16 protein-coding genes and 2 pseudogenes are annotated in these 23,593 nt (G+C 65.4%); 8 read left to right on the top strand and 10 right to left on the bottom strand.

Features of this window, described 5'->3' with window-relative positions:
• Positions 1–35: 35 nt before the first annotated feature.
• Positions 36–1,352 (top strand): lipid IV(A) 3-deoxy-D-manno-octulosonic acid transferase, encoded by a 1,317-nt coding sequence (waaA, locus tag F7R02_RS12450; RefSeq protein WP_003483369.1) that lies wholly within the window; start codon positions 36–38, stop codon positions 1,350–1,352.
• Between the two features lie 282 nt (positions 1,353–1,634).
• Here the strand turns inward: waaA and F7R02_RS12445 are convergent, their stop codons facing one another.
• The 3 genes from F7R02_RS12445 to F7R02_RS12435 all read right to left on the bottom strand — a co-directional run bounded on the left by F7R02_RS12445 (position 1,635) and on the right by F7R02_RS12435 (position 4,476).
• Entirely contained in the window at positions 1,635–3,017 is a 1,383-nt protein-coding gene (locus F7R02_RS12445; protein WP_007967744.1) for a TolC family outer membrane protein, read from the bottom strand.
• Between the two features lie 20 nt (positions 3,018–3,037).
• A complete protein-coding gene (locus F7R02_RS12440; protein ID WP_033485061.1) occupies positions 3,038–3,694 on the bottom strand; it encodes a protein-L-isoaspartate O-methyltransferase family protein in 657 nt (218 codons plus the stop codon).
• 128 nt (positions 3,695–3,822) lie between these two features.
• Positions 3,823–4,476 (bottom strand): TetR/AcrR family transcriptional regulator, encoded by a 654-nt coding sequence (locus F7R02_RS12435; RefSeq protein WP_003483364.1) that lies wholly within the window; start codon positions 4,474–4,476, stop codon positions 3,823–3,825.
• Positions 4,477–4,692: 216 nt separating this feature from the next.
• Between F7R02_RS12435 and F7R02_RS12430 the strand changes: the two genes are divergently transcribed.
• The gene (locus F7R02_RS12430) at positions 4,693–7,707 is read left to right on the top strand and encodes a ligand-binding sensor domain-containing diguanylate cyclase (RefSeq protein WP_078588692.1); all 3,015 of its coding nucleotides are present in this window, start codon (positions 4,693–4,695) and stop codon (positions 7,705–7,707) included.
• A gap of 231 nt (positions 7,708–7,938) precedes the next feature.
• Here F7R02_RS12430 and F7R02_RS12425 read toward each other — a convergent pair whose 3' ends face one another.
• Positions 7,939–8,823, bottom strand: coding sequence for a LysR family transcriptional regulator (locus tag F7R02_RS12425; protein ID WP_015463581.1), 885 nt, complete (start codon positions 8,821–8,823; stop codon positions 7,939–7,941).
• A gap of 120 nt (positions 8,824–8,943) precedes the next feature.
• Between F7R02_RS12425 and leuC the strand changes: the two genes are divergently transcribed.
• The 3 genes from leuC (at position 8,944) to leuB (ending at position 12,269) form a co-directional block, all read left to right on the top strand.
• The gene (leuC, locus tag F7R02_RS12420) at positions 8,944–10,383 is read left to right on the top strand and encodes a 3-isopropylmalate dehydratase large subunit (RefSeq protein WP_033485058.1); all 1,440 of its coding nucleotides are present in this window, start codon (positions 8,944–8,946) and stop codon (positions 10,381–10,383) included.
• A gap of 71 nt (positions 10,384–10,454) precedes the next feature.
• The gene (gene leuD, locus F7R02_RS12415) at positions 10,455–11,102 is read left to right on the top strand and encodes a 3-isopropylmalate dehydratase small subunit (RefSeq protein WP_003483355.1); all 648 of its coding nucleotides are present in this window, start codon (positions 10,455–10,457) and stop codon (positions 11,100–11,102) included.
• Between the two features lie 93 nt (positions 11,103–11,195).
• Entirely contained in the window at positions 11,196–12,269 is a 1,074-nt protein-coding gene (gene leuB / locus F7R02_RS12410) for a 3-isopropylmalate dehydrogenase (protein ID WP_005928695.1), read from the top strand.
• Positions 12,270–12,614: 345 nt separating this feature from the next.
• Here the strand turns inward: leuB and F7R02_RS12405 are convergent, their stop codons facing one another.
• The 5 genes from F7R02_RS12405 to ilvC form a co-directional block, all read right to left on the bottom strand.
• The gene (locus F7R02_RS12405; protein ID WP_078588693.1) at positions 12,615–14,177 is read right to left on the bottom strand and encodes a 2-isopropylmalate synthase; all 1,563 of its coding nucleotides are present in this window, start codon (positions 14,175–14,177) and stop codon (positions 12,615–12,617) included.
• Positions 14,174–15,244 (bottom strand): threonine dehydratase, encoded by a 1,071-nt coding sequence (locus F7R02_RS12400; RefSeq protein WP_005912014.1) that lies wholly within the window; start codon positions 15,242–15,244, stop codon positions 14,174–14,176. Before F7R02_RS12400 ends, F7R02_RS12405 begins: the two co-directional genes overlap by 4 nt.
• Positions 15,245–15,367: 123 nt before the next feature.
• Positions 15,368–15,625: an ACT domain-containing protein gene (locus tag F7R02_RS12395; protein WP_003483347.1), complete on the bottom strand. Its 258-nt coding sequence runs from the start codon at positions 15,623–15,625 to the stop codon at positions 15,368–15,370.
• Positions 15,609–17,330, bottom strand: coding sequence for an acetolactate synthase 2 catalytic subunit (ilvG, locus tag F7R02_RS12390; RefSeq protein ID WP_078567015.1), 1,722 nt, complete (start codon positions 17,328–17,330; stop codon positions 15,609–15,611). The genes F7R02_RS12395 and ilvG overlap by 17 nt, the downstream gene beginning before the upstream one ends.
• A gap of 40 nt (positions 17,331–17,370) precedes the next feature.
• On the bottom strand, positions 17,371–18,372 hold the full coding sequence (gene ilvC, locus F7R02_RS12385) for a ketol-acid reductoisomerase (protein ID WP_005928690.1): 1,002 nt from the start codon (positions 18,370–18,372) through the stop codon (positions 17,371–17,373).
• 666 nt (positions 18,373–19,038) lie between these two features.
• Between ilvC and ggt the strand changes: the two genes are divergently transcribed.
• The 3 genes and pseudogenes from ggt to F7R02_RS12370 all read left to right on the top strand — a co-directional run.
• Positions 19,039–20,748, top strand: a complete 1,710-nt coding sequence (gene ggt / locus F7R02_RS12380; RefSeq protein ID WP_078588694.1) for a gamma-glutamyltransferase — start codon at positions 19,039–19,041, stop codon at positions 20,746–20,748.
• A gap of 59 nt (positions 20,749–20,807) precedes the next feature.
• Positions 20,808–22,664, top strand: coding sequence for a methyl-accepting chemotaxis protein (locus F7R02_RS12375; protein ID WP_170912701.1), 1,857 nt, complete (start codon positions 20,808–20,810; stop codon positions 22,662–22,664).
• A gap of 290 nt (positions 22,665–22,954) precedes the next feature.
• A pseudogene (locus F7R02_RS12370) lies at positions 22,955–23,499 on the top strand (IS5 family transposase); the annotation flags it as partial.
• On the opposite strand, the pseudogene F7R02_RS27525 reads toward F7R02_RS12370, so the two are convergent.
• Positions 23,474–23,593 (bottom strand): annotated as a pseudogene (locus tag F7R02_RS27525) (IS30 family transposase); the annotation flags it as partial. The pseudogenes F7R02_RS12370 and F7R02_RS27525 overlap by 26 nt on opposite strands.

Here is a 23,593-nt window from a genome sequence, read left to right as displayed (position 1 = left end):
ATGCGCACGCACGGACGCTCCCGTATCCTGCACCGATGCGGAAAGATCCGATCGAATGGCTGTTGCGCGGGCTGTACTCGGCGCTGCTCTACTTGTTGTTGCCGGTCACGGTGTACCACCTGGTATGGCGTGGCTTTCGCGTGCGCGAATACTTCAATCGCTGGAACGAGCGCTATGCGTCCTACACGCATGCCTGCGGGCGGCCACGGGTATGGGTGCACGCGGTGTCGGTGGGCGAGGTCAACGCGGCCGCGCCGCTGGTCAACGCGCTACGTGCGCAGCGCCCGGATATCCGTTGGGTCATCACCACCATCACCCCTACCGGCTCCGAGCGCGTGCGCGCGCTGTGGGGCGATGCGGTGGACCATGTGTACCTGCCCTACGACGTACCCGGCAGCGTGGGGCGGTTTCTCGAACACTTCCGCCCGCGCCTTGCGTTGATCCTGGAAACCGAGCTGTGGCCGAACATGTTGTTCGGCTGCCGCGATCGCCAGATTCCGGTGTACATCCTCAATGCGCGGTTGTCGGCGCGTTCGTTGCGCGGCTATCGGTTGCTGGCACCGTTGATCAGTCGTGCGCTGCGCACCGTCACCTGCGTGGCGGCGCAGTCGCAGGACGATGCCGAGCGGTTCGTCACCCTGGGCGCGCGCCCGGATCAGGTGATCGCGTTGGGCAATCTCAAGTTCGATATCGCCGCGCCGGCGCAATTGCAGGCGTTGGTCGCGCAGTTCCGCATGCACGTGCCGGCCACGCGCCCGGTGTGGATCGCCGCCAGCACGCACGAAGGCGAAGAGGCGGCCGTCGCCGATATCCACGCACGTGTGCTGCTGCAATTTCCGGACTTGCTGCTGTTGTGGGCGCCGCGCCATCCCGAGCGCTTTCCCAAGGTCGAGACATTGGCACGCGAGCGCGGTTGGCGCGTTGCCACGCGCAAGACCCAGCAATGGCCGCAGGCAGGCGACAAGGTATTCGTCATCGACACCCTGGGCGAGCTGATGAGCTTCTATGCGTGCGCGCAGGTAGCTTTCGTCGGTGGCAGCTTGCAGCCAATTGGCGGACACAACCTGCTCGAGCCGGCCGCCGTCGGCACGCCGGCAATCACTGGCCCGCATCTGCATAACTTCTCGGAGATTTCGCGGCGCATGCGCCAAGCCGATGCCGTTGCCATCTGCGAGGATGCCGAGTGCGTCTACCAGGCGTTGGCGCGCCTGCTCGCCGACCCCGCACAACGCGAGGCGATGGCCGCTGCGGGCCTGGCGCTGGTCGCCAATGGCAAGGGCGCCGTGACCCGCACATTGGTGCGGATCGCTCCCGATCTGCCGCCGCTGGCGAACGAGGGCGTTGCGGCGTGAGGTTTGTCGCTCGGTGCGTGGCTGCGTGCATGGACGTGCCGCATTCCACCGAGGCCTGCGGCCGGATTGCCGCCTTCGTTGCGTTCAGTGGTGAGAGCGTGCGCCAGGGGGTGAGACGCGCGTGGTTGGATCGCTCGGGTCGGATGCTGCACGCCGGAGTTGCCGGTTCACCGCACCTGCAACAGACCTCACAACAGGTGCGCATGCAGTTGCATCGCGCACAAAAAAAGCGGGCCTGGGCCCGCTTTCTCGTGCATCCCGTGCTCGTGCATCCCGTGGGTCTTACTGCAACGAACCACTGCCCTGCAGCTTGGATTCGGCGTCCTGCGATAGCAGGCGATTCACATCCTGCAGGTCGGTGATGTCGAGCTTGCCGATGGCCTGGCCCAGCAGCAGGCGGTTCTGCAGGAAGTTGTAACGCGACTGTGCGTAGTTCAGCTGCGCCTGGAACAGCGTGCGCTGGTTCTGCACCACGTCCAGCACGGTGCGCGTGCCGACTTCCAGGCCCACCTGCGAGGCGTCGTAGGCGGCTTGCGCCGACACCACGGCCAGACGGCGGGCTTCCACTTCGCTGATGCCGGCAACGACGGTCTGGTAGGCGTTGCGGGTGTTGCGATCCAGCGCGCGCTTCTGCTGCTCGTAGGTGTCCTGTTGGATGTCGCGTTGCGACAATGCCTGGCGCACGGCCGACTGGGTCGCACCGCCGGCAAAGATCGGAATCGTCAGCGTGATGCCGACCGAATCGGTATCGATATTGCGGCCTGCGGTGGTGAAGTTGCCCGCCGCCTCGTCGACCGTTCCCTGGCCACCCCAGCTATTGCTGCGGCCGACATTGGCACCCAGGCTCAGCGTGGGCAGATGGCCGGCACGCGCAGCACTGACCTGCGCCTCGGCAGCGCTGACCTGCAACTGCTGCGCCTTCAGCGCGGGATTGTCGGCGATCGCGGTGGCAACCAGCTGATCCACGTTGCTGTAGGCGGCCGGTACTTCGGGGCGGAACTCATCCGGCAATGCGCGCAAGCCGACCACGGGCTGGCCGGTCAGCTCGGTCAGCGCCTGGTAGTAGTCCTTGAGCGTATTGCGCGCGGTGATGGTGTCTGCACGCGCCTGGTCGTACTGGGCGCGGGCTTCGTGCACGTCGGTGATCGGCGCAAGACCCACTTCCAGACGCTTGTCGGCGTAGTCGAACTGCTTCTTTGCGGCCGCTTCGTTGGTCTCGGCTGCCGCCAGCGACTCGATCCCCACCAGTACCTGGAAATACGCCGCCGAGGTGCGGGTGATCAGGTCGTTGTTGGCCGATGCCAGGGTGAAATCCGCAGCCTTGGCCACTTCGCGCTGCGCACGCAGGTTGGAAAACTGCGCCCAGTTGAAGATGGTCTGGCTGCCTTGAATCGCGTACTGGCGCTGCTTGGTCGTGGAGCGGCCATCGACGCCCTCCAGCTCGCGATGCGACTGGGTGTAGCCGGCGCTACCGTCCAGCTGCGGCAACAACGCCGCACGCGCCTGCACCTGACCTTCCCGATTGACCAGACGCGTGGACTCTGCCACGGCCAGCTGCGGATCGCCGTTGCGGGCCATTTCGTAGACCTGCAGCAGGTCGGTGGCGTGCGCAGCCATGGGGGACAGGGCGGCGGCCAGGGCCAGAACGAGGGATCGGCGGATCATCAGGGAAGCTTCCTTGGGAATCAGAATTGGAATCGGGGCGTCGGTGCGGCGCCCTGGAGATAGGCGAGGTCGGTTTCGAACAACGATTCGATGCGCGGGGCGTTGACGTCGCCACGGAGCAGGACCGCTTCCATCACCGGATCGTGACCGCGCACGACGAACAGCCGGCCGTTCGGGCGCAACCACTGCAGCCACTGGACGGGCAGCGTGTCGACCGCACCGGTCACGCAGATGGCGTCGAAGCGACGCTCGCTCTGCCAGCCGAAGACGTCGGCGGTTTCGATGCGGACGTTGCTGCCCAGGCCGGTGCGGTCCAGATTGGCGCGTGCGGCCGCGGCCAGCGCCGGGTCGATCTCCAGGCTGAGGACTTCGCGTGCCAGTGCGGCCAGGCAGGCGGTGGCAAAGCCGCTGCCGGTGCCGACTTCCAGGACGTCCTCGCCTGGTTGCAGATCCAGTGCCTGCAACATGCGGCCTTCGACCACCGGCTTCATCATCTTGTGGCCGGCCGACAGCGGAATTTCCACGTCGACATAGGCTAGCGTCCTGTACGCCTCCGGCACGAAGGCTTCGCGCGGCATGCGCGCCAGCACGTCGAGTACGCGCAGGTCCAGCACGTCCCACGGCCGGATCTGCTGCTCGACCATCTTTTCGCGGGCCTGGGTGAAATCGATCGTCATGGTGCGGGTATCCAACGCGGTGGGGCGAACATTTTACCGGTGCGCGAGGCACCTGGCGCATCTAGCATCGCCGCGCGCTGGCATCCGGCGCAGTGCCGGAAGTCATCGCCACCAAAGGCCGGGGGCGCTCAGCGCGGCGCATAGGCCCTCAAAAAGAAGTCCACGCTGGTGTCGATGTGCTCATTGACCTGGGCGCGGGTGGGCTGGCCGTGCAGGCCGCACATCATCAAGGCGTAGAGCTCGCCCTTGAGCAGGCAGAAGAATTGCGAGGCGGCGCGTGCGACGTCCGGGATCTCCAGCTGGCCGTCGGCCACCCGTGCAGACAGGAAATCCGCCAGCGCCCGCTGCGTGCGCTTGGGGCCTGCATCCCAGAACATCTCGCGGATATGCACGTCGCCGGTCCCCGGCGCCATCATCATGCGGTGGGTGGAGATGGCCGATTCGGTGCTGACCATGGCGAAGAACGCATGGGCGATCTCGGTGAGCTGGTCGCGCAATGCGCCCTTGGGCGCGTGATCGAACAGGTCGTCCGGCATCATGTGCTGGCACTGTGCGCGGATCGCCTCGGAAAACAGGCTCTCCTTGTCGCCGAAGTGGCTGTACACGGTCAGTTTAGAGACGCCGGCCTGTGCGGCGATCCCATCCATGCTGACCCCTGCATAGCCCTGCTCCATGAACATGGTGCGGGCGGCACCGAGGATGGCGGCACGCTTTCCAAGATCCTTGGGACGACCAGGGCCGTTGCTCTTGGTCTTGGAATTGAGAGGGGACGAGCTGGACATGCCGTCAATACTAGACCATCGGGTTCTATATTTATACTCGGCGCCGAACCGGTACGTTAACGGTTCCGTCTGCCCGGTTCCCGGTGTCGTGCCGCTCCCGGCAGCTGTCAGGGATCCACCGAAGGCAGCGCAAAAACCCCGGTGATAAATTTGCCGTAGGCCTGCCGGTGCATACGGCAGGTATCTCCAGCAGGCACGGACGAGGGGACCGGGAGCGTGGGAAGGGGCGGTACGCAGGCGCACACAAGCTGCGTTCGCAGCACGTGCGTGCGGCGGATCGGGCAGGCGTGGCTGTGGCTGCTGTGGTGCTGCGCAGTGCTCAACGCCTGGCCGGCCGGCGCTCAGGTGCTCAAACACACCGCGTACCACACCGTCACGCGCTGGAACATGGACGACGGCCTGCCGCACAACCTGGTGCACGCGGTGGCCCAGGGCGAAGACGGGCTGATCTGGCTGGGTACCTGGGAAGGCGTGGCGCGCTTCAATGGGCGCGACTTCACCGTATACGACCGCCAGAACACTCCCGGCGTCGAGCTGGGCGGGGTATTCGTGGTGGTTCGCGACAGCACGGGCGGCATGCTGTTCGGTACTGCGTTCGACGGTGTCTACCACTATCAGGATGGTCACTGGCAGCAGCTCGGCGATGCGTCGGCGCGGCATCTTGCGGTCAGTGCCCTGCTGCGGCGTGCCGATGGCGCGCTGTGGGTGGGCACGCCGCAGACGCTGTACCGCATCGAGGGCGACGGGCGGGTGGTCGACGTCGGCCGCCAGACCGGCTTGCCGCGTGCGCGCGTCACGGCCCTGTCTGCAGACGAAAGCGGCGACCTGTGGGGTGGCACCGAGGTCGGCCTGTATCGCCTGCCGCGCGATGGCGGCCAGGCTGCGGCCTGGGGCAGGGTGCACGGGATGCGCGATGCGCCGGTGCGGCGGTTGGCCAGCGACCGGCAGGGGGGCCTGTTGGTCGCTGGCAACGACGGCGTGTGGTGGTGGAGCCGCGGCGGTGGCCTGCAGCGTTTCCGCCAGGGCCAACGCGTCGATTCGGTGTTGCTGGACCGCCGTGGGCACCTGTGGATGAGCCTGTCTTCGGGAATGCTGGTGGTGCACAGCGGCCAGAACGACCCGGACGAGCAGATCGCCATCTCCGGCGTCGCCAGCCCGGCGCTGCTGGAAGACGCCGAAGGCCTGATCTGGGTCGGCAGCACCCACGGGCTGTTCCGTATTGCCGAGGGCGCCGCGCATGGTGTCACCCACGACGAAGGCCTGAGTTCGGACTACGTGCGCTGCGTGCTGCAGACCGGCCAGGGCACGGTATGGGTGGGTAACGCCGTCGGCCTGGATCGTTGGCGCGACGGCACCATCAGCCGCGTGTCGCTGTCGCCCAGCGAAGGTGGGCGCGTGCTGGAGCAATCGGTGCTGGCGCTGGCCGATGCTGGCGATGGCGGCGTCTGGGCCGGTACCTATAGCGAGGGCGTGGTGCGTCTGGACGCGCAAGGCCACGTGCTGGTGCGCATCGGCGCGGCCGATGGCCTGCCCTCCATGTCGGTGCGTGCGGTGTTGTCGGACGGCGACGATCTGTGGATCGGCACCACCGCCGGGTTGGTGCGCTGGCGCAATGGCAAGGCGCGTCGCTACACCGCAGCCGATGGCGTACCCGATGGCTCGGTGCAGGTGTTGTACCGCGATGCGCAGGGCATCGTCTGGATCGGCACCGATCGCGGTGTGACCGCGCTGTCGCCGGACGGCAGCACCCGCGCCTGGCTGGGCGAGCAGGATTTCCCGGGGCAGAACGCCTTCGATTTCCTGCGCGATGCCGCTGGCGATGTGTGGATCGCCAGCGATCGCGGCCTGCTGCGGTTGCGCGGCGACAGCTTCCGCGTCTACGACCACCGGGTGGGGCTACCGCGCGACAAGGTGTTTCGGGTGATCGACGACGGCCGTGGCTATTTCTGGTTGTCCAGCAACCACGGGGTGTTCCGCATCGCACGCGATAACTTCGACCAGCTCGATGCGGGCACGCGCGAGCAATTGAGCGTGGAAGTGGTCGACCGCAGCGACGGCATGCCCAGTAACCAGGGCAACGGCAGCAGCGCGCCGGCCGGCTGGCTGACCCGGTCCGGGCAGTTGCTGTTCCCCACCGCTGCGGGCCTGGGCGTGATCGACCCGGCCCGCGTGGGCACCTTGCAAGGCCATCGGGTGCCGATCGTCTTCGAGCGTCTGCTGGTCGATGGCATGGTGCAGCCGCTCAGTGGCCCGCACCGGCTCGGTGCCGAGACGCGGCGTATCGCGATCGCGTACGCCGGGCTGAATTTCCGCGGCCCGGACAAGGTGCGGTATCGCTATCGGCTGGAAGGCTTCGACCCGGACTGGGTGGATGCCGACAATGCCAGCGAAGCGGTCTACACCAATTTGCCGCCGGGCCGTTTCCGCTTCCGCGTGCAAGCGATGTCGCTACCGGTGGACTGGCGGCAAAACGACCTGCTGGGCGAAGCCAGCCTGGTCATCGAACTGGCGCCGCCGTGGTGGCGCCGGGGCGAAGTGATCGGCCTGGGCATCCTCGCCCTGGCCAGCGTGATCTACGGGTTCTACCTATGGCGTACCGCCAGCTATCGCCTGCGTCAGCGCCAGCTCAATACCGTCATCGACCGGCGCACGCGCGAACTGAGCGACAAGAACCTGGCGCTGCAGCAGGCCAGCCAGGAGCGCGAAGCGTTGATGCGCCAGCTCGAATACCGCGCCAGCCACGATGTGCTGACCGCGCTGCCGAACCGGCGCGAAGCCGAGCGCGTGTTGCAGCAATGGTTCGACGAGGCGCACGCCGGTGGCGCGGCGTTGGCGCTGGCGTTGATGGATATCGATCACTTCAAGCGCATCAACGACGACTACGGCCATGAGGTCGGCGATGCGGTGCTGTCTGCCATCGGCGAGGTGTTGAGCGAGCAGGATCAGGCGCACTGCTTCGCCGCGCGTCACGGCGGCGAAGAGTTCCTGCTGGCGGCCACCGGGCTGGATGCGGTACAGGCGCGCGCGCTGTTCGAGCGCATGCGACAGCGACTGGCCGACATCGAAGTCGATGCGCAAGGCATGACGGTGCGTTGTACCGCCAGCATGGGCATGGCGATGAGCGAGGAGGCGCCCAGCCGGCGCGAATTGCTGGCGTTGGCCGACCGTCGTCTGTACGAAGCCAAGCGGCAGGGGCGGGATCGCTTGATCGGGCCGGAAGACGTTGTTTAGGCCCGTGAACTGCTGGATGCTGGATCGATGCAGCACACGTGTTGTTACGGCGCACGGGGGGTGTGTGGCGAAGAACAATCGCGGCATTGCCGGCCGGGCCGCGGCATCGCCGAGTCAGCAAGCCGCGTATGCATGACGCATCGCACTTCCCATGCGGTCGTGCCGAGATCGACCGGCTGACGTCATCTTTCGCCGACGCGTGCGGCACGCTGCAGACATATCGCCCGCAGCCTACGCCTGCGCCAGATCCGCCTGCCCGTGCAACAACGCCACAAATGCCTGCGCAGCACGCGACAAGGTGCGCCCGCCATGGGTGACGCAACCCAGCTCGCGGGATAACGCGACATCGGCCAGCGGCAGCGCCACGATCTGATGGTCGATCATGCGCTCGGGCAGCACGCTCCACGCCAGGCCCACCGACACCAGCATCTTGATCGTTTCCAGGTAATTGGTGGTCATGCGCAGACTCGGCACCAGACCGCGCTCGGCGAACAGATTGGCAACGATGCGATGGGTGAAGGTGCCCGGATCGGGCAATACCGCCGGGTGCGTCACCACATCGTCCAGCGACACCGCAGGCAGTGCTGCCAACGGGTGGTCGGGTGCAACCACGAACTGCAAGCGGTCATGCCAGATCGGCTGCGCGCGCAGCGGAGCGCGCGTGTCCGGTGCCAGGGTTGTCACTGCCAGTTCCACCTCCCCGCGCAGCACAGCGGCGTACGCCAACTCCGAATCCAGGAACTGGATGTCCAACGCCGCCTGCGGATGTCGCGTGGCAAAACCGCGCAACAAGGCCGGCAGGCGGTGCAGACCCACATGGTGGCTGGTGGCCAGACTCAAGCGGCCGCCAACGGCTGCGCCCAAATGCTCCAGCACGCGGCGGGTGTCCTGCAGCTCGGCCAGGATGCGTTGCGCGCGCGGCAGCAACGCCTGTCCGGCTTCGGTCAGCACCACCTGCCGGCCCAGGCGATCGAACAGCCGCGCCGACAATTGCGCTTCCAGGAGGGCGATGCGTTTGCTCACCGCTGGCTGGGTCAGGTGCAAGGCCTCGCCGGCTGCCGAAAAGCTGCCGCTCTCGGCGATCGCCACGAAGGCATTGAGGCTCGCCAGGTCCATTGCTATTCCTAAAATTCATTTCTTGAATAAACAATATGAATTTGCGTAATCCAAGGCAAGCTCCTAGCATCGATCTCAGCCAGGTGGGCGCACCCACCATCCGCCACTCGGATTGCCGCGATGACTGCCAAGACCCTGTACGACAAGCTGTGGGAACTGCACGAGGTCACACGCCGTGACGATGGCTCGTCGCTGATCTACATCGACCGCCACATCCTGCACGAAGTGACCTCGCCGCAGGCCTTCGAAGGCCTGCGCCTGGCCGGGCGCAAGCCGTGGCGCATCGACGCCAATATCGCCACGCCCGATCACAACGTGCCGACCACGCGCGCCGAACGCCAGGGCGGGCTGGAGTCGATTTCCGACGAGGTCTCGCGCCTGCAGGTGCAGACGCTGGACGAAAACTGCGACGACTTCGGCATCCTCGAGTTCAAGATGAACGATGCGCGGCAGGGCATCGTGCATGTGGTCGGCCCGGAGCAGGGCGCCACCTTGCCGGGCATGACCGTGGTCTGCGGCGATTCGCATACCTCCACGCATGGCGCGTTCGGCGCGCTGGCGCACGGCATCGGCACCTCCGAGGTCGAGCACGTGCTGGCCACCCAATGCCTGATCGCCAAGAAAATGAAGAACATGCAGGTGCGTGTGGAAGGCACGCTGCCGTTCGGGGTGACCGCCAAGGACATCGTGCTGGCGGTGATCGGCAAGATCGGCACCGCCGGCGGCAACGGACATGCGCTGGAATTTGCCGGCAGCGCCATTCGGACTCTGTCGATGGAAGGCCGCATGACCATCTGCAACATGGCCATCGAAGCCGGTGCCCGCGTGGGCATGGTGGCGGTGGACGAGAAGACCATTGCCTACGTCAAAGGGCGCCCGTTCGCCCCCAAGGGCGCCCACTGGGATGCGGCGGTGGCGCTCTGGAGCACGCTGGTCTCCGACCCGGACGCGCACTTCGACACCGTGGTGGAGTTGCGTGCCGAAGACATCAAGCCGCAGGTCAGCTGGGGCACTTCGCCGGAAATGGTGCTGGCCATCGATCAGCACGTGCCCGATCCGGCCATCGAGCAGGACCCGACCAAGCGCGATTCGATCGAGCGCGCGCTGAAATACATGGGGCTGAAGGCCAACCAGCCGATCACCGCCATCCGCCTGGATCGCGTGTTCATCGGCTCGTGCACCAATTCGCGCATCGAAGACCTGCGTGCCGCTGCCGCAGTGGCCAAGGGCCGCAAGGTCGCCTCCACCATCAAGCAGGCCTTGGTGGTGCCGGGCTCTGGGCTGGTGAAGGCGCAGGCCGAAGCCGAAGGCCTGGACAAGGTGTTTCTGGATGCCGGCTTCGAATGGCGCGAGCCAGGCTGCTCGATGTGTCTGGCCATGAACCCGGACAAGCTGGGCAGCGGCGAACATTGCGCTTCGACCTCCAACCGCAACTTCGAAGGCCGCCAAGGCGCCGGCGGCCGCACGCATCTGGTCAGCCCGGCGATGGCGGCGGCTGCGGCGGTGAGCGGTCATTTTGTCGATGTACGTGAACTGCAGGGAATCGAGAGTCGGGAATAGAGAATGGCAACGTCCGTCCCTTCTCCGCCCTGCCAATTCCCCATTCTCCACTTCCAATTCCCGGCATTCCAATGACTCCTTTCACCCAACACACCGGACTGGTCGCGCCGCTGGATCGCGCCAATGTCGATACCGACCAGATCATTCCCAAGCAGTTCCTCAAGTCGATCAAGCGCACCGGTTTCGGTCCGAACCTGTTCGACGAGTGGCGCTATCTGGATATCGGCGAGCCTGGTCGCGACAACAGCACGCGCCCGCTCAATCCGGAATTCGTGCTCAATTTCCCGCGCTATCAGGGCGCCAGCGTCTTGCTGGCCCGGGAAAACTTCGGCTGTGGTTCCTCGCGCGAGCATGCGCCGTGGGCGCTGGACGAATACGGCTTTCGCACCGTGATCGCGCCGAGCTTTGCCGACATTTTCTACAACAACAGTTTCAAGAACGGCCTGCTGCCGATCGTGCTGGACGAAGCGCAGGTCGATGCATTGTTCGAACAATGCCTGACGACCGAGGGCTACCGGCTCACCGTAGATCTGGCCGCGCAACGCGTACGCCGCCCCGATGGCGTGGAGTACGGCTTCGACATCGATGCCTTCCGCAAACACTGCCTGCTCAATGGCCTGGACGATATCGGCCTCACCTTGCAGGACGCCGATGCCATCGGGCGCTTCGAGCAAGGCCATCGCGCGCGCCAACCGTGGTTGTTTGGCGCGTTGCAGTAATGTCGAGCCGCAGATGCGCGCGCTCACCGCGCTGCGTGCGGACTGCATTGGATTGATGTCAATGACGCTGCGGCGTCACTTCACGAGGGTGGCATGAGCAAGCAGATTCTGATTCTTCCCGGCGACGGGATCGGGCCGGAGATCATGGCCGAAGCGGTCAAGGTGTTGAAGCGCATTGACGCGCAACACGGTCTGGGTTTTCAGCTGGTGTATGACGAGCTGGGCGGCGCTGCGTACGACAAATACGGCAGCCCATTGGCCGATGAAACACTGGAGCGCGCGCGTGGCGCCGATGCGGTGCTGCTGGGTGCGGTGGGTGGCCCGCAGTGGGACACCATCGACCCGGCGCTGCGGCCGGAGCGTGGGTTGCTCAAGATCCGCTCGCAGCTGGGCTTGTTCGCCAACCTGCGGCCGGCATTGCTGTATCCGCAGCTGGCCGATGCGTCCACGCTCAGGCCGGAGGTCGTGGCCGGGCTGGATCTGCTGATCCTGCGCGAACTCACTGGCGGCATCTATTTCGGCCAGCCGCGTGGTAACCGCACCTTGGACAACGGCGAACGCCAGGCGTACGACACCTTGCCATATAGCGAGAGCGAGATTCGTCGCATCGCCAAGGCCGGCTTCGACATGGCACGCCTGCGCGGCAAGAAGCTGTGTTCGGTCGACAAGGCCAACGTGCTGGCATCGAGCCAGCTATGGCGTGCAGTAGTCGAAGAAGTGGCCAAGGACTACCCGGATATCGCGCTGTCGCATATGTACGTGGACAACGCAGCGATGCAGTTGGTGCGTGCTCCCAAGCAGTTCGACGTGATCGTGACCGACAACATGTTCGGCGACATCCTGTCCGACCAGGCATCCATGCTCACCGGTTCCATCGGCATGCTGCCTTCGGCCTCGCTGGATGCCAACAGCAAGGGTATGTACGAACCCTGCCATGGCTCGGCACCGGATATCGCCGGCAAGGGCATCGCCAATCCATTGGCCACGATCCTGTCGGTGGCGATGATGTTGCGCTACACCTTCGCGCAGGCCACTGCAGCAGATGCCATCGAACATGCGGTTGGCAAGGTGCTCGATCAAGGCCTGCGCACTGCCGACATCTGGTCGGAAGGCACTACCAAGGTCGGTACCGTGGCGATGGGCGATGCGGTGGTGGCCGCGCTGTAAAAGCGCTCGCAGTCCCGAAGCGTTGTAGTGCGCAGGAACGGTCGCTAGCGCGATAGCGCATCCGTGTCCTCAGCTGCCGACAGCAGCCGGTGGTACTTGCTCGCGGACCGGTGTGGCACCTTGAGCGGCATGGATGCCGCGCCAGAGCCTACATGGACGTACTCGCGGCGTGTCCCAGGCCGGTATGCGTGCAAGTGCCTGCAGTAGGCCGGAGCTTTGCCACGTCGGCAAGCGCGTAAGCATCTAACCGACACACTTGTAAAAAAGTTCGCACGCAAAAACCGGAACGGCCAGCAGATCACGCTGCTGGCCGTGAGGCTTGCATCATCTGCCCAATGAGCAGCGTTACGCCACCGCAGCCGTCTTGCCGGCGACCACGCCACGCTCGCGCTGACGCAACAAGCGGTTGGCCACATCCAGCCACGCAAGCGCGCTGGCTTCGATGATGTCCTTGCTGGTGCCGGTGCCTTCGTATTCCACGCCGTCGTGGCGCACGCTCAGGCTGGCTTCGCCGCGCGCGTCCGCACCGATGCCCACGCTGTGCACCTGGTAGCTGTCCAGCTCCAGCTTCACGCCGGTGGCCGAGGCCAGTGCGCCGAAGAGCGCATCCACCGGCCCGTTGCCCTGCGCGGTTTCGGCCACGCGATTGCCTTCCGGGTCGGACAACTCCACCAACGCGTTGGCGCGGCTGCCCACGTCGCTGATGGTCATCGACGCCAGGCGATAGCCTTCCTGCACCGTGGCGTCCTGCATCAATGCCTGCAGATCGGCATCGGTCACCACGCGCTGCTTCTCGCACAGCGCCTTGAACTGTTCGAACACCAGCTTGACCTCTTCCTCCTCCAGCAGATAACCCAGCGCGCGCAGCCGCTGCTCGACCGCGGCGCGGCCGCTGTGGCGGCCCAGTACCATTTGCGAGTATTCCCAGCCCACATCTTCCGGGCGCATGATTTCGTAGGTGCCGCGATGGCGCAGCATGCCGTGCTGATGAATGCCCGATTCGTGCGCGAAGGCGTTGCCGCCCACGACTGCCTTGTTGCGCTGCACCGGCATGCCGACCAGGCGTTGCAACAATTGCGAGGTGGACACGATACGCGGCGTATTGATCGCCGAATCGATGTTGTAGAAGGCACCGCGCACCTTCAGCGCCATGGTGATTTCTTCCAGCGCGCAATTGCCCGCACGCTCACCGATGCCATTGATGGTGCATTCCACCTGGCGCGCACCGCCTTCGATGGCTGCCAGCGAGTTGGCCACCGCCAGGCCCAGATCGTTGTGGCAGTGCGCGCTGAAGATGACCTTGTCGGCACCTTCCACGCTGGCGATCAGGCGCGAGAACATGCCACGGATTTCTTCCGGCGTGGTGAAGCCGACCGTGTCGGGCAAATTGATCGTGGTGGCGCCTGCGGCGATCGCCACGCGGGTGACCTCGGCCAGGAAGTCTTCTTCGGTGCGGGTTGCATCCTCGGCAGAAAATTCCACATCGTCGACATAGCCGCGCGCCAGCGTCACGTGCCGGTGCACCGATTCCAGCACCTGCTCACGGCTCATGCGCAGCTTGTGCTCGCGGTGCAGCGGGCTGGTGGACAGGAACACATGCAGGCGCGGGTTTGCGGCTGTCTCCAGCGCCTTGGCCGAGGTTTCGATATCGGCCTGCAGGCAGCGCGACAACACCGCCAGGGTGGGGCGGCGCAGTTCGCGGCCCATCATCGCCACCGCTTCGCGGTCCGAATGCGAGCTGGCAGGAAAACCGGTTTCGATGATGTCCACGCCGAGTTCGTCCAGCGCGCGCGCCATGACCAGCTTCTGCTGGGGCGTCATGCTGCAGCCGGGGGATTGCTCGCCGTCGCGCAGGGTGGTGTCGAAAATTCGGATACGCGGGGTCTGGTTGGATACGGTCGTGTTCACCAGGAAGACTCCTCTACGGCGATGGCGGTGACAGGCGTTGAAGCGACTGCGGATGGGCGGGAAAGAACGTGTGTGGCGGGTGGCGGATTGGCGCTGCGTTCGTTGCGGAGTCGCTCGGTATTGCGGCGGCGCGGCTTGCGTGGCGGACGCGGCCGCACCTCGGACAAGAGTGTGGCCAGCACGGTTGCGTCGATATTACCGCCAGAGACCACCGCACATTTGCGTTTGCCGGAAACGCGGCGACCGGCGGCCAGCGCGAGGGCGCCAGCGCCCTCGGCAATGACGTGTTCTTCCAGTGCCAGGCGCACCAATGTTTCGCGCAATTCGGCCTCGCGCACGATCACGACATCATCGAGCAAGCTCGAGCACAGGCGGCGCGTGAGCAGGCCTGGAATCTTGACCTTCACGCCATCGGCCAGCGTTGGGACCGGAGCGATTTCGCGCAGATCGCCGCGGACGGCGCGCGCCATCGAATCCACGCCTTCCACCTGCGCCCCGACCACGCGCACGCCTTGCGACTTCAATGCCAGCGCCACGCCGGAGGCCAGGCCACCGCCGCCGATCGGCACGATCACCACGTCCGGCGCATGCGCCGCCAGCTCGATGCCCACCGTGCCCTGGCCGGCGATCACGTCCGGGTCGTCGAAGGCGGACAGGAAGCGATAGCCGTTCTGGTCGGCCAGCTCGCGCGCAAACGCGAACGCTTCGTCGTAGCTGTTGCCATGTTGGCGCACCGTGGCACCCCAATGCGCGACACCGGCAATCTTGGTCTGCGGCGCGCCATAGGGCATTACCGTGATGGCCTGCACACCCAGCCGGTACGCCGACCACGCCACACCTTGCGCGTGGTTGCCGGCCGAGGCGCAGATCACCGGGCGCTCATCGCCGCGTTCCAGCCCGGCCAGCAACGCATTCAATGCGCCGCGCACCTTGTAGGAGCCGGTGCGCTGCAAATTCTCCAGCTTCAACCACACACCGAAGCGTTCGGCGTAGTGCAGCGGCGTGGGCGACAGGTACTTGCGCAGGCGCGCCTGTGCGGCCAGCACGTCGGCCACGCTCACGGCCACGTCGCCTACCTCTGGCTCCTGTGCGGAAGGGCGGCCGGAATCAGGCATTGCGGCACGCGCGCGGGCGATCCGGAAGAAGACACCTCCGGACAGCAGTCTGATGGTCGCGCGAGGTCTGCATGCTCATGCCGCAGCCTCGACCGATTCCAGTGCGGTGATCACCACCGATTCGCAGTCGTAGACCTTTTCCAGCTGCAGACGCAGCGTTTCCGGCGGACGGTTGCTGTCCACATCCAGCAGCAGATGCCAGCGTCCGGCATCGTCTGGCGCTGCTGCGCCCTGGATCGCGCATGGGCGGAAGCCGCGGCGTTCGGTCATGCCGATCACCCGCACCAATGCGCCTTCTGCCGGCTTCAGCACCAGATCAAGCCGGTAACGCATGCGATGTCTCCTTGGCCGCATGTGCGGGATTGCTGTCCAGCATGGTGCTGTTGGCGTTGTTGGGCGGCACCAGCGGCCACACATTGGCACGCGCGTCGATCGCGACATGCAGCAGGCCGGGACCGGGCTGCGCCAGCAAGTCGGCCAGTGCCGCGTCCACATCGCCGCGGGCGATGATGCGCTTGGCCGGAATGCCGAACACGTGCGCCAACGCCGCAAAATCCGGGTTGTCGGACAGGTCGATTTCGCTGTAACGCTCGGCGAAGAACAGTTCCTGCCACTGCCGCACCATGCCCAGCGAGCTGTTGTCCAGCAGCACGATCTTCACCGGCAGCTTGCAGCGTGCAATCGTCACCAGCTCCTGCACGTTCATCATGAAACTGCCGTCGCCGGAGACCAGCACCACGGTGCGGTCAGGGCAGGCGAACTGTGCGCCCATCGCGGCCGGCAGGCCGAAGCCCATGGTGCCCAGCGCGCCGCTGGTGAGGTGATTGCGCGGGTCGTTGAAGCGGCAATGCTGCGCCACCCACATCTGATGCTGACCCACATCGCAGGCGATGATGGTGTCGGCCGGAGCCACTTCGCTCAGGCGCTTCAATAGCGCCGGTGCGTAGATGTCGGTGCCGGGCGCGTCGTAACGCGCGCCGAACTTTTCGCGGTTGGCGAAACAGCGCGTGCGCCAGGCCTGGCAGTTGCCGCGCGCCGCACTCAAGGCTTTCAGACTCACTGCCACGTCGCCGGGCACCGCGATATCGGCGGTGCGCAGCTTGGAGATCTCATATGCGTCGGCATCCAGATGGATGACGCGTGCGAACGGTGCGAACTCGCTCAGTTTGCCGGTGGCACGGTCGTCGAAACGCGCACCGACCACCACCAGCAGATCGCATTCCTGGATGGCCATATTGGCCGCACGGGTGCCGTGCATGCCCAACATGCCCAGATAGTCCGGATGCGCATGCGGTAATGCCCCCAGGCCGCGCAAGGTCAGCGCGGTCGGGATGCCGGTGGCCTCGACGAAATGCCGGAAGGCTTCCACCGCGCCGGCCAGCGCGATCCCGCCCCCGCCGTACACCACCGGGCGTTCGGCGCTGGCGATTGCTGCCAACGCGTCGGCCAGTTTCGCGTCCGCCGGCGCCGGCGGCGGCGACACCGCTGCCGGAACATGCAGGGGCAGATGCGAGGCGTCGGCCACCTGCACGTCCTTGGGCAGGTCGATCAGCACCGGCCCAGGACGTCCTTCGCGCGCAATGCGAAACGCCTCGCGCACCATCTCCGGAAGCTCCTCCACACGCCGCACCAGGAAGCTGTGCTTGACGATCGGCATGGTCATGCCGAACACGTCCAGCTCCTGGAATGCGTCGGTGCCCAGCAGCGGCGTGGCGACCTGGCCGGTCAGGCAGATCATCGGCACCGAGTCCAGCATCGCATCGGCGATGCCGGTGACCAGGTTGGATGCGCCCGGGCCGGAGGTGGCCACGCACACGCCGACCCGGCCGCTGGCACGGGCATAGCCGTTGGCAGCCAGTGCAGCGCCCTGTTCGTGACGAACCAGGATGTGCTTGAGCCTGGAATCCACCAGGGCGTCGTAGAACGGCATGATGGTGCCGCCCGGATAGCCGAACAGCGTTTCCACGCCTTCGGCTTCCAGGGCCTGCGTCAGCCAGCGCGCGCCATTGCGGGGCGTGCTGTGTGCGGAGGTGTTCATGCGTTGCGGACCTTCGGTTTAAGCGGTGGGGGAGGCGGCGTTATGCCGCCTGTTGATTCGCAGGTGCGGCAGCGGCTTGCTGTTGCCCGTTGAGCCACACCATCTTGGCGCGCAGCTTCTTGCCCACTTCCTCGATCGGGTGCTCCAGATCGGCCTGCTTGAACTTGTTGTAGTTCGGCAGGCCGGCGTCGTACTCGGCCACCCAGTTCTTGGTGAAGGTGCCGTTCTGGATGTCGGTCAGCACATCCTTCATGCGCGCCTTGGTGCCGGCATCGATCACGCGCGGGCCGCTGACATAATCGCCGTATTGCGCGGTTTCGGAAACGAATTCCAGCATACGGGTGATGCCGCCTTCGTAGAACAGGTCCACGATCAACTTCAATTCGTGCAGCACTTCGTAGTATGCGATTTCCGGCTGATAGCCGGCCTCGACCAGCACTTCGAAACCGGCCTGCACCAGCGAGGAGGCGCCGCCGCATAGCACGGCCTGCTCGCCGAACAGATCGGTTTCGGTTTCTTCCTTGAACGTGGTCTTGATGATGTTGGCGCGCGCGCCGCCCAGGCCGCCGGCATAGGTCAACGCGAACTGCTCGGCCTTGCCGCTGGTGTCCTGGTAGACCGCATAGATGCACGGCACGCCGCGGCCGATTTCATATTCGCGACGTACCAATGCGCCCGGGCCCTTGGGCGCGACCAGTACCACGTCCAGATCGGCGCGCGGGGTGATCATGTCGAAATGCACGTTCAGGCCATGCGCGAACAGCAGGCAGGCGCCCTGCTTCATGTTCGGGGCGATGACCTCTTCGTAGAGCTTCTTCTGCACCATGTCCGGGGTCAGGATGGCGACCAGGTCAGCACTCTTGACCGCCTCGGACGGCGCCACGACGGTGAAGCCATCGGCCTGCGCCTTGGCCTCGGTCGGGCCACCGGGACGCAGGCCGACGGTGACGTCGAAGCCGGAATCGCGCAGGTTCAGCGCATGTGCGCGGCCCTGGCTGCCGTAGCCGATGATCGCGATTTTCGGTTGGGTGTCGTTGCTCATGGAATGTCCTTGCGGGTTGGCAGTGGAGATGGGCAGTGGATAAATGGATCAGCCGGCAGTGCGTGCACTGGCCGGCTGAGCAAAGCGGGGACGAGCGATGGCACTGCGCAGGCAACCACAGGCGCCCATGCGCGGCTGGGCGCATGGCGATGTTGCGGATGTGGCAGCGATGTCGTTCATGTCATTCGAAACTTTTGGTGATCCCTGAAACGCGAAACCCCGCGCCGTTGCCGGTGCGGGGTCTGATCGAAGCCTTGTGTGTCTGTTGCCTACACGAAGTCTCGTCCCGCACCGGTTGGCGAGGTAATAAGTACGAGCACGAGAAGCGACGCAGCCAACGCGCCGGAGGGCGCGGACATGGGGGCGTTCGAGGTCGTGGAGTGGTGCGGCATGGGCCTGAGATAACCACCGCGGCAACCAGGGTGTCAACCCTTGCGCATGAAACATCCGCATCGATGTGCCGAGTCGCCTGCAAAGCCCCATGGCAGCTGCATGGTTACTGATGAAACATGATCGATACAGCACAAGAAGCGCTGACGAAGATCACCATCTGCGCGGTATTGAGCGCGCTGGCAAGTGTCGATTGGACGGCAGGGCACAGCCCGCTGGTATGGTTGGCACCTCATTCTCAGTGTCTTAGGGGCCATCTCTTAGGGGCCATCGGTGATGCGTCGCGTACCTGTGTTGTTGGTGTCTGCTCTGGCGCTGCTCGCGCCGCCTCTCGGCGCTGCCGACCGCGTCACCGGGCAGCCGTTTGCCACCCGCTCGGAAGTCATTGCGCCGCATGCCATGGCCGCGACTTCGCAACCGCTGGCCACCCAGATCGCGCTGGATGTGATGAAGGACGGTGGCTCGGCGGTGGATGCAGCGATCGCGGCCAATGCGGCGCTGGGCCTGATGGAGCCGACCGGCAATGGCGTGGGAGGGGACCTGTTTGCGATCGTCTGGGACCCTAAGACCCACAAGCTCTACGGCTACAACGGCTCCGGCCGCTCGCCCAAATCGCTGACCCTGGCCGAGTTCCAGCGCCGTGGCTTGAAGGACATTCCGCCGACCGGCCCGTTGCCGGTGTCGGTGCCGGGTGCAGTGGACGGCTGGTTCGCGCTGCACGCGCGCTTCGGGCGCAAGCCGATGGCACAGAACCTGGCGCCAGCGATCCGCTACGCGCGCGAAGGCCATCCGGTCGCCGAGACCATCGCCTATTACTGGGACCGTTCGGTGCCGCGCCTGTCGCAATACCCCGGTTTCAAGGAGCAATTCACCATCGACGGCCACGCCCCGCGCAAGGGCGAGCTGTGGAAGAACCCGAACCTGGCCAACACGCTGCAGCAGATTGCCGACGGCGGTCGCGATGCGTTCTACAAGGGCGACATCGCCCGTACCATCGGTGCCTACTTCAAGGCCAATGGCGGGTATCTGAGTTACGACGACATGGCCAGCCACCAGGGTGAGTGGGTCGAGCCGGTCAGCACCAACTATCGCGGCTACGACGTATGGGAGCTGCCGCCCAACAGCCAGGGCATCGCCGCGTTGCAGATGCTCAACATCCTCGAAGGCTACGACTTCTCCAAGATTCCGTTCGGCTCGGCTGAGCACGTGCACTTGTTCACCGAGGCCAAGAAGCTGGCGTTCGCCGACCGCGCGCGCTTCTACGCCGACCCGGCGTTTCAGCCGGCACCGCTGGCCAAGTTGATCTCCAAGGACTACGCCAACCGGCGGCGCGCGCTGATTTCGATGGACAAGGCACTCAAGGAAGTACAGCCGGGGACACCCAAGCAGCTGGAAGAAGGCGACACCATCTACATGACCGTGGCCGATGCCGACGGCATGATGGTCTCGCTGATCCAGTCCAACTATCGCGGCATGGGCAGTGGCATGGCGCCGCCGGGGCTGGGTTTCATCCTGCAGGACCGCGGCGAGATGTTCGTGCTGAAGAAGGATCATCCCAACGGCTATGCGCCGGGCAAGCGGCCGTTTCAGACCATCATCCCGGCCTTCGTCACCAAGGACGGCAAGCCCTGGCTTAGCTTCGGCGTGATGGGCGGGGCGATGCAGCCGCAGGGGCATGTGCAGATCGTGATGAACCTGGTGGACTTCCACATGAACCTGCAGGAAGCCGGCGACGCGCCGCGCATCCAGCATGAAGGGTCCACCGAACCGACCGGGCAGGCCACCGCGATGAGCGATGGCGGCGAGGTGAATCTGGAAACCGGCTTCTCCTACGACACCATCCGCGCGCTGATGCGCAAAGGCCATCGGGTGATCTTTGCCGACGGCCCGTACGGTGGGTATCAGGCCATCGCCCGCGACCCGGTCAGCGGCGTTTACTACGGTGCTTCGGAAAGCCGCAAGGACGGCCAGGCGGCCGGATACTGAGCGCGCCGGCGCGCCGGCCCGCGCCTCAATTCCCCGCGCAGCGCGCCGATAATCACCGGATGGAGCAGGAGCCCCTCATGAATTCGATGCAACAGCCCGATCCGCCGTCGCAGGCCCAGATGGCCGTGCTCCCGGATGCGCCGGTCGCCTTGCTGCGGTTGTCTGCGGAGGCGTGTGTGGTGGCCTGCAACCGCGTCGGCCTGGATGTGCTGGGCAAAACGGCGGTCGAGCTGCAGGGGGCGCCGGCCTCAGTGGTGTGGGGGTTGAGCGCCGCCGACCTGGTTGGCGAAGACGGCGTCTGGGCTGCCCCGGGCGACGACCCGGCGCAGCGCGTGCGCTATGTACGCGATCGCGAACATGGCGGCTGGATGCTGTCGCTGCCGCATGTGGAAACCGCGATCCTGCTGCGCGAGGCCACGCGTCTGGCCGACGGCAGCCGGCCGGTGCCGATCTCGCCCTTGCTGCAGCCGCTGGTTGCGCGCCTGCAAGCCGAGCACGAAGACCGCACGGTGCTCGAGCGCACTGCCCAGGCGTTGGCCGGTTGCGAACTCGAACTCCTGTTGCCGCCGGGACTGGCAGAAACCGAGATGGGCCGGCGGCTGCAAGCCGGGTTCGGCAATCTGGCCGAGGCCATCCGCCAGGCAGTGGCCTTGTCGGTGCAGATCGCCGCCGGAGTGCCACCGCTGGTGGCCGAAAACGATGAAATGGTGCGCCAGTCGCAAGCCCAGAACGAGGCGCTGGACGGCGCGCGCGCCGCGGTGGAGCGGCTGTCGTCGAGCCTGCAGGACGTCAATGCCGAACTGGCGCAGGTCATCGCGTTGGCCGCCAGCGCCGATGACAGCGCGCGGCAAGGTGTCGCTGCGGCACATGCGCTGGGCCAGGCCATGCATGAAGTGGAACGTCGCGCGGCACGCGCGGGCGAAGTCATCGAAGTCATCGACTCGGTGGCGTTCCAGACCAATATCCTGTCGATCAACGCCAGCATCGAAGCCGCGCATGCCGGCGATGCCGGACGCGGGTTTGCGGTGGTGGCTACCGAGATCCGGCGGCTGGCCGAGCGCGCCGCCGCTGCCGCACGCGACGTGCGCGCGATCCTGGCCGAAACCAGCGCTGCAGTGGGGGAGGGCGCAGCCTCTGCACGTGGCACCGAAGCGGTACTCGATGGCATCACTCGCGTGCTCGGGCAGGCCAGCAGCGCGATGACCACGGTGGCCGGGCGCATCCACGCGCAGGACGGCGAAATTCGCGGGATCGAGCGTGCGGTAGATGGCGTGGTGGCGTTGGGCCGCAGCAATCTGCAGCACGCCGCGCACGTGGCCGAACGCAGCGAAGCGCTGGAGCGCGGCACCGAAACCCTGCGCGATTGCGTGGGCTTGTTCCGGTTGCCGCCGGACCCACTGCAAGTGCCCAGGCACGCGCTGGTCAAGCAGCTGGCCGTTGCCACGTCCGGCAAGATCGGCAGTGCCCTGGCGCAGGCCATCGCGCGCGGGCAGATCGGGCAAGCCGCATTGTTTGCGCGCACCTATACGCCGATCGCCGGCGTGGAGCCGCCCAAGTTCAGTACCGACTTCGATGCGCTCTGCGACCAGCTGCTGCCCGCTTTGCAAGAGCCGCTGCTGGAGGCGCACCCGTGGATCGTCTTCGCGATCTGCGCCAATCCCGACGGTTATGTGCCCACGCACAATCTGCGCTTCACCCAGCCGTTGACCGGCGATGCCAAGCGCGATCTGGTCGGCAACCGCACCAAGCGCAAGTTCACCGACCGTGTTGGGCGCAGCGTGGGCGCGCATACCGACCCTTACCGCCTGCAGGTCTATCGTCGCGATACCGGTCAGATCATGTTCGACCTGTCCACGCCGATCTTCGTCGGCGGCAAGCACTGGGGCGGCTTGCGGGTGGGTTATACGCTGGAGTGATGGTTACCCGGCCGGGGGCCTGGCTGCTGTGCGTCAACCCGGACAAAAAAAGCCGCCGAAGATCGGCGGCAGGGAGAGAGAGCAGGTTTCTTGTTGTAGTGACTGCAGGCTAGCGGTGCGATGTGCCGTGGAAATGTCTGTGCATGTCGCCTTCGCCCTGCCGTGTGCCAGTCGCCCGATTGCGTGTTAGCCGTGCCACACAGACAACGGCCTCCCGAAGGAGGCCGTTGTGACAACACGTGTATTAGGGCCTGTTAACACTAATGGCCCGAGCGATTAAACTATTGGGCATGGAGATCACGCCAGCACAATTTTCTCTGATCGAACACTGCCTGCCGGCGCAGCGCGGCAATGTCAGCATGACCAACCTGCAAGTGGTCAACGCCATCCTTTACGTTGCCGAGCATGGCTGCAAATGGCGCGGCCTACCCAAGCGCTTTGGCAACTGGCATACGGTCTACACACGCATGAACCGTTGGGCCAAGGCGGGTGTGTTGGACCGGATGTTCGCCCAATTGCAGAAGTCCCAGATCGTGCGCATCAAGATCGAAGCAGTCTCGCTGGACTCCACCAGCGTCAAGGTCCATCCCGATGGCACGGGTGCATTAAAAAAAACGGCCCGCAGGCCGTCGGCAAGTCTCGCGGTGGATGGAACACCAAGATTCATATGGTTGCCGCAGATGCTCGAACAGCCATCACCTTTGGATTGACGCCTGGCAACGTGCATGACGCACCTGCAGGCCGCGCGTTGCTTGAACACCTGGGGCCAGTGGAGCGGCCGATTCATTTGTTGATGGACCGTGGCGGTCTCAAGATTCAAGTGCAACAGATGATTTGAAGGCGGCGATTTCCGCTTCCATTGCTTCGCTAGGCGTTTTCCAGCCCAGTGTCTGGCGAGGACGGGTGTTCATCAGTAACGCGATGTGATT

Source organism: Xanthomonas cissicola (genome assembly GCF_008801575.1).
Taxonomy (GTDB): domain Bacteria; phylum Pseudomonadota; class Gammaproteobacteria; order Xanthomonadales; family Xanthomonadaceae; genus Xanthomonas; species Xanthomonas cissicola.
This window is presented reverse-complemented; position numbering and strand designations above follow the sequence as displayed.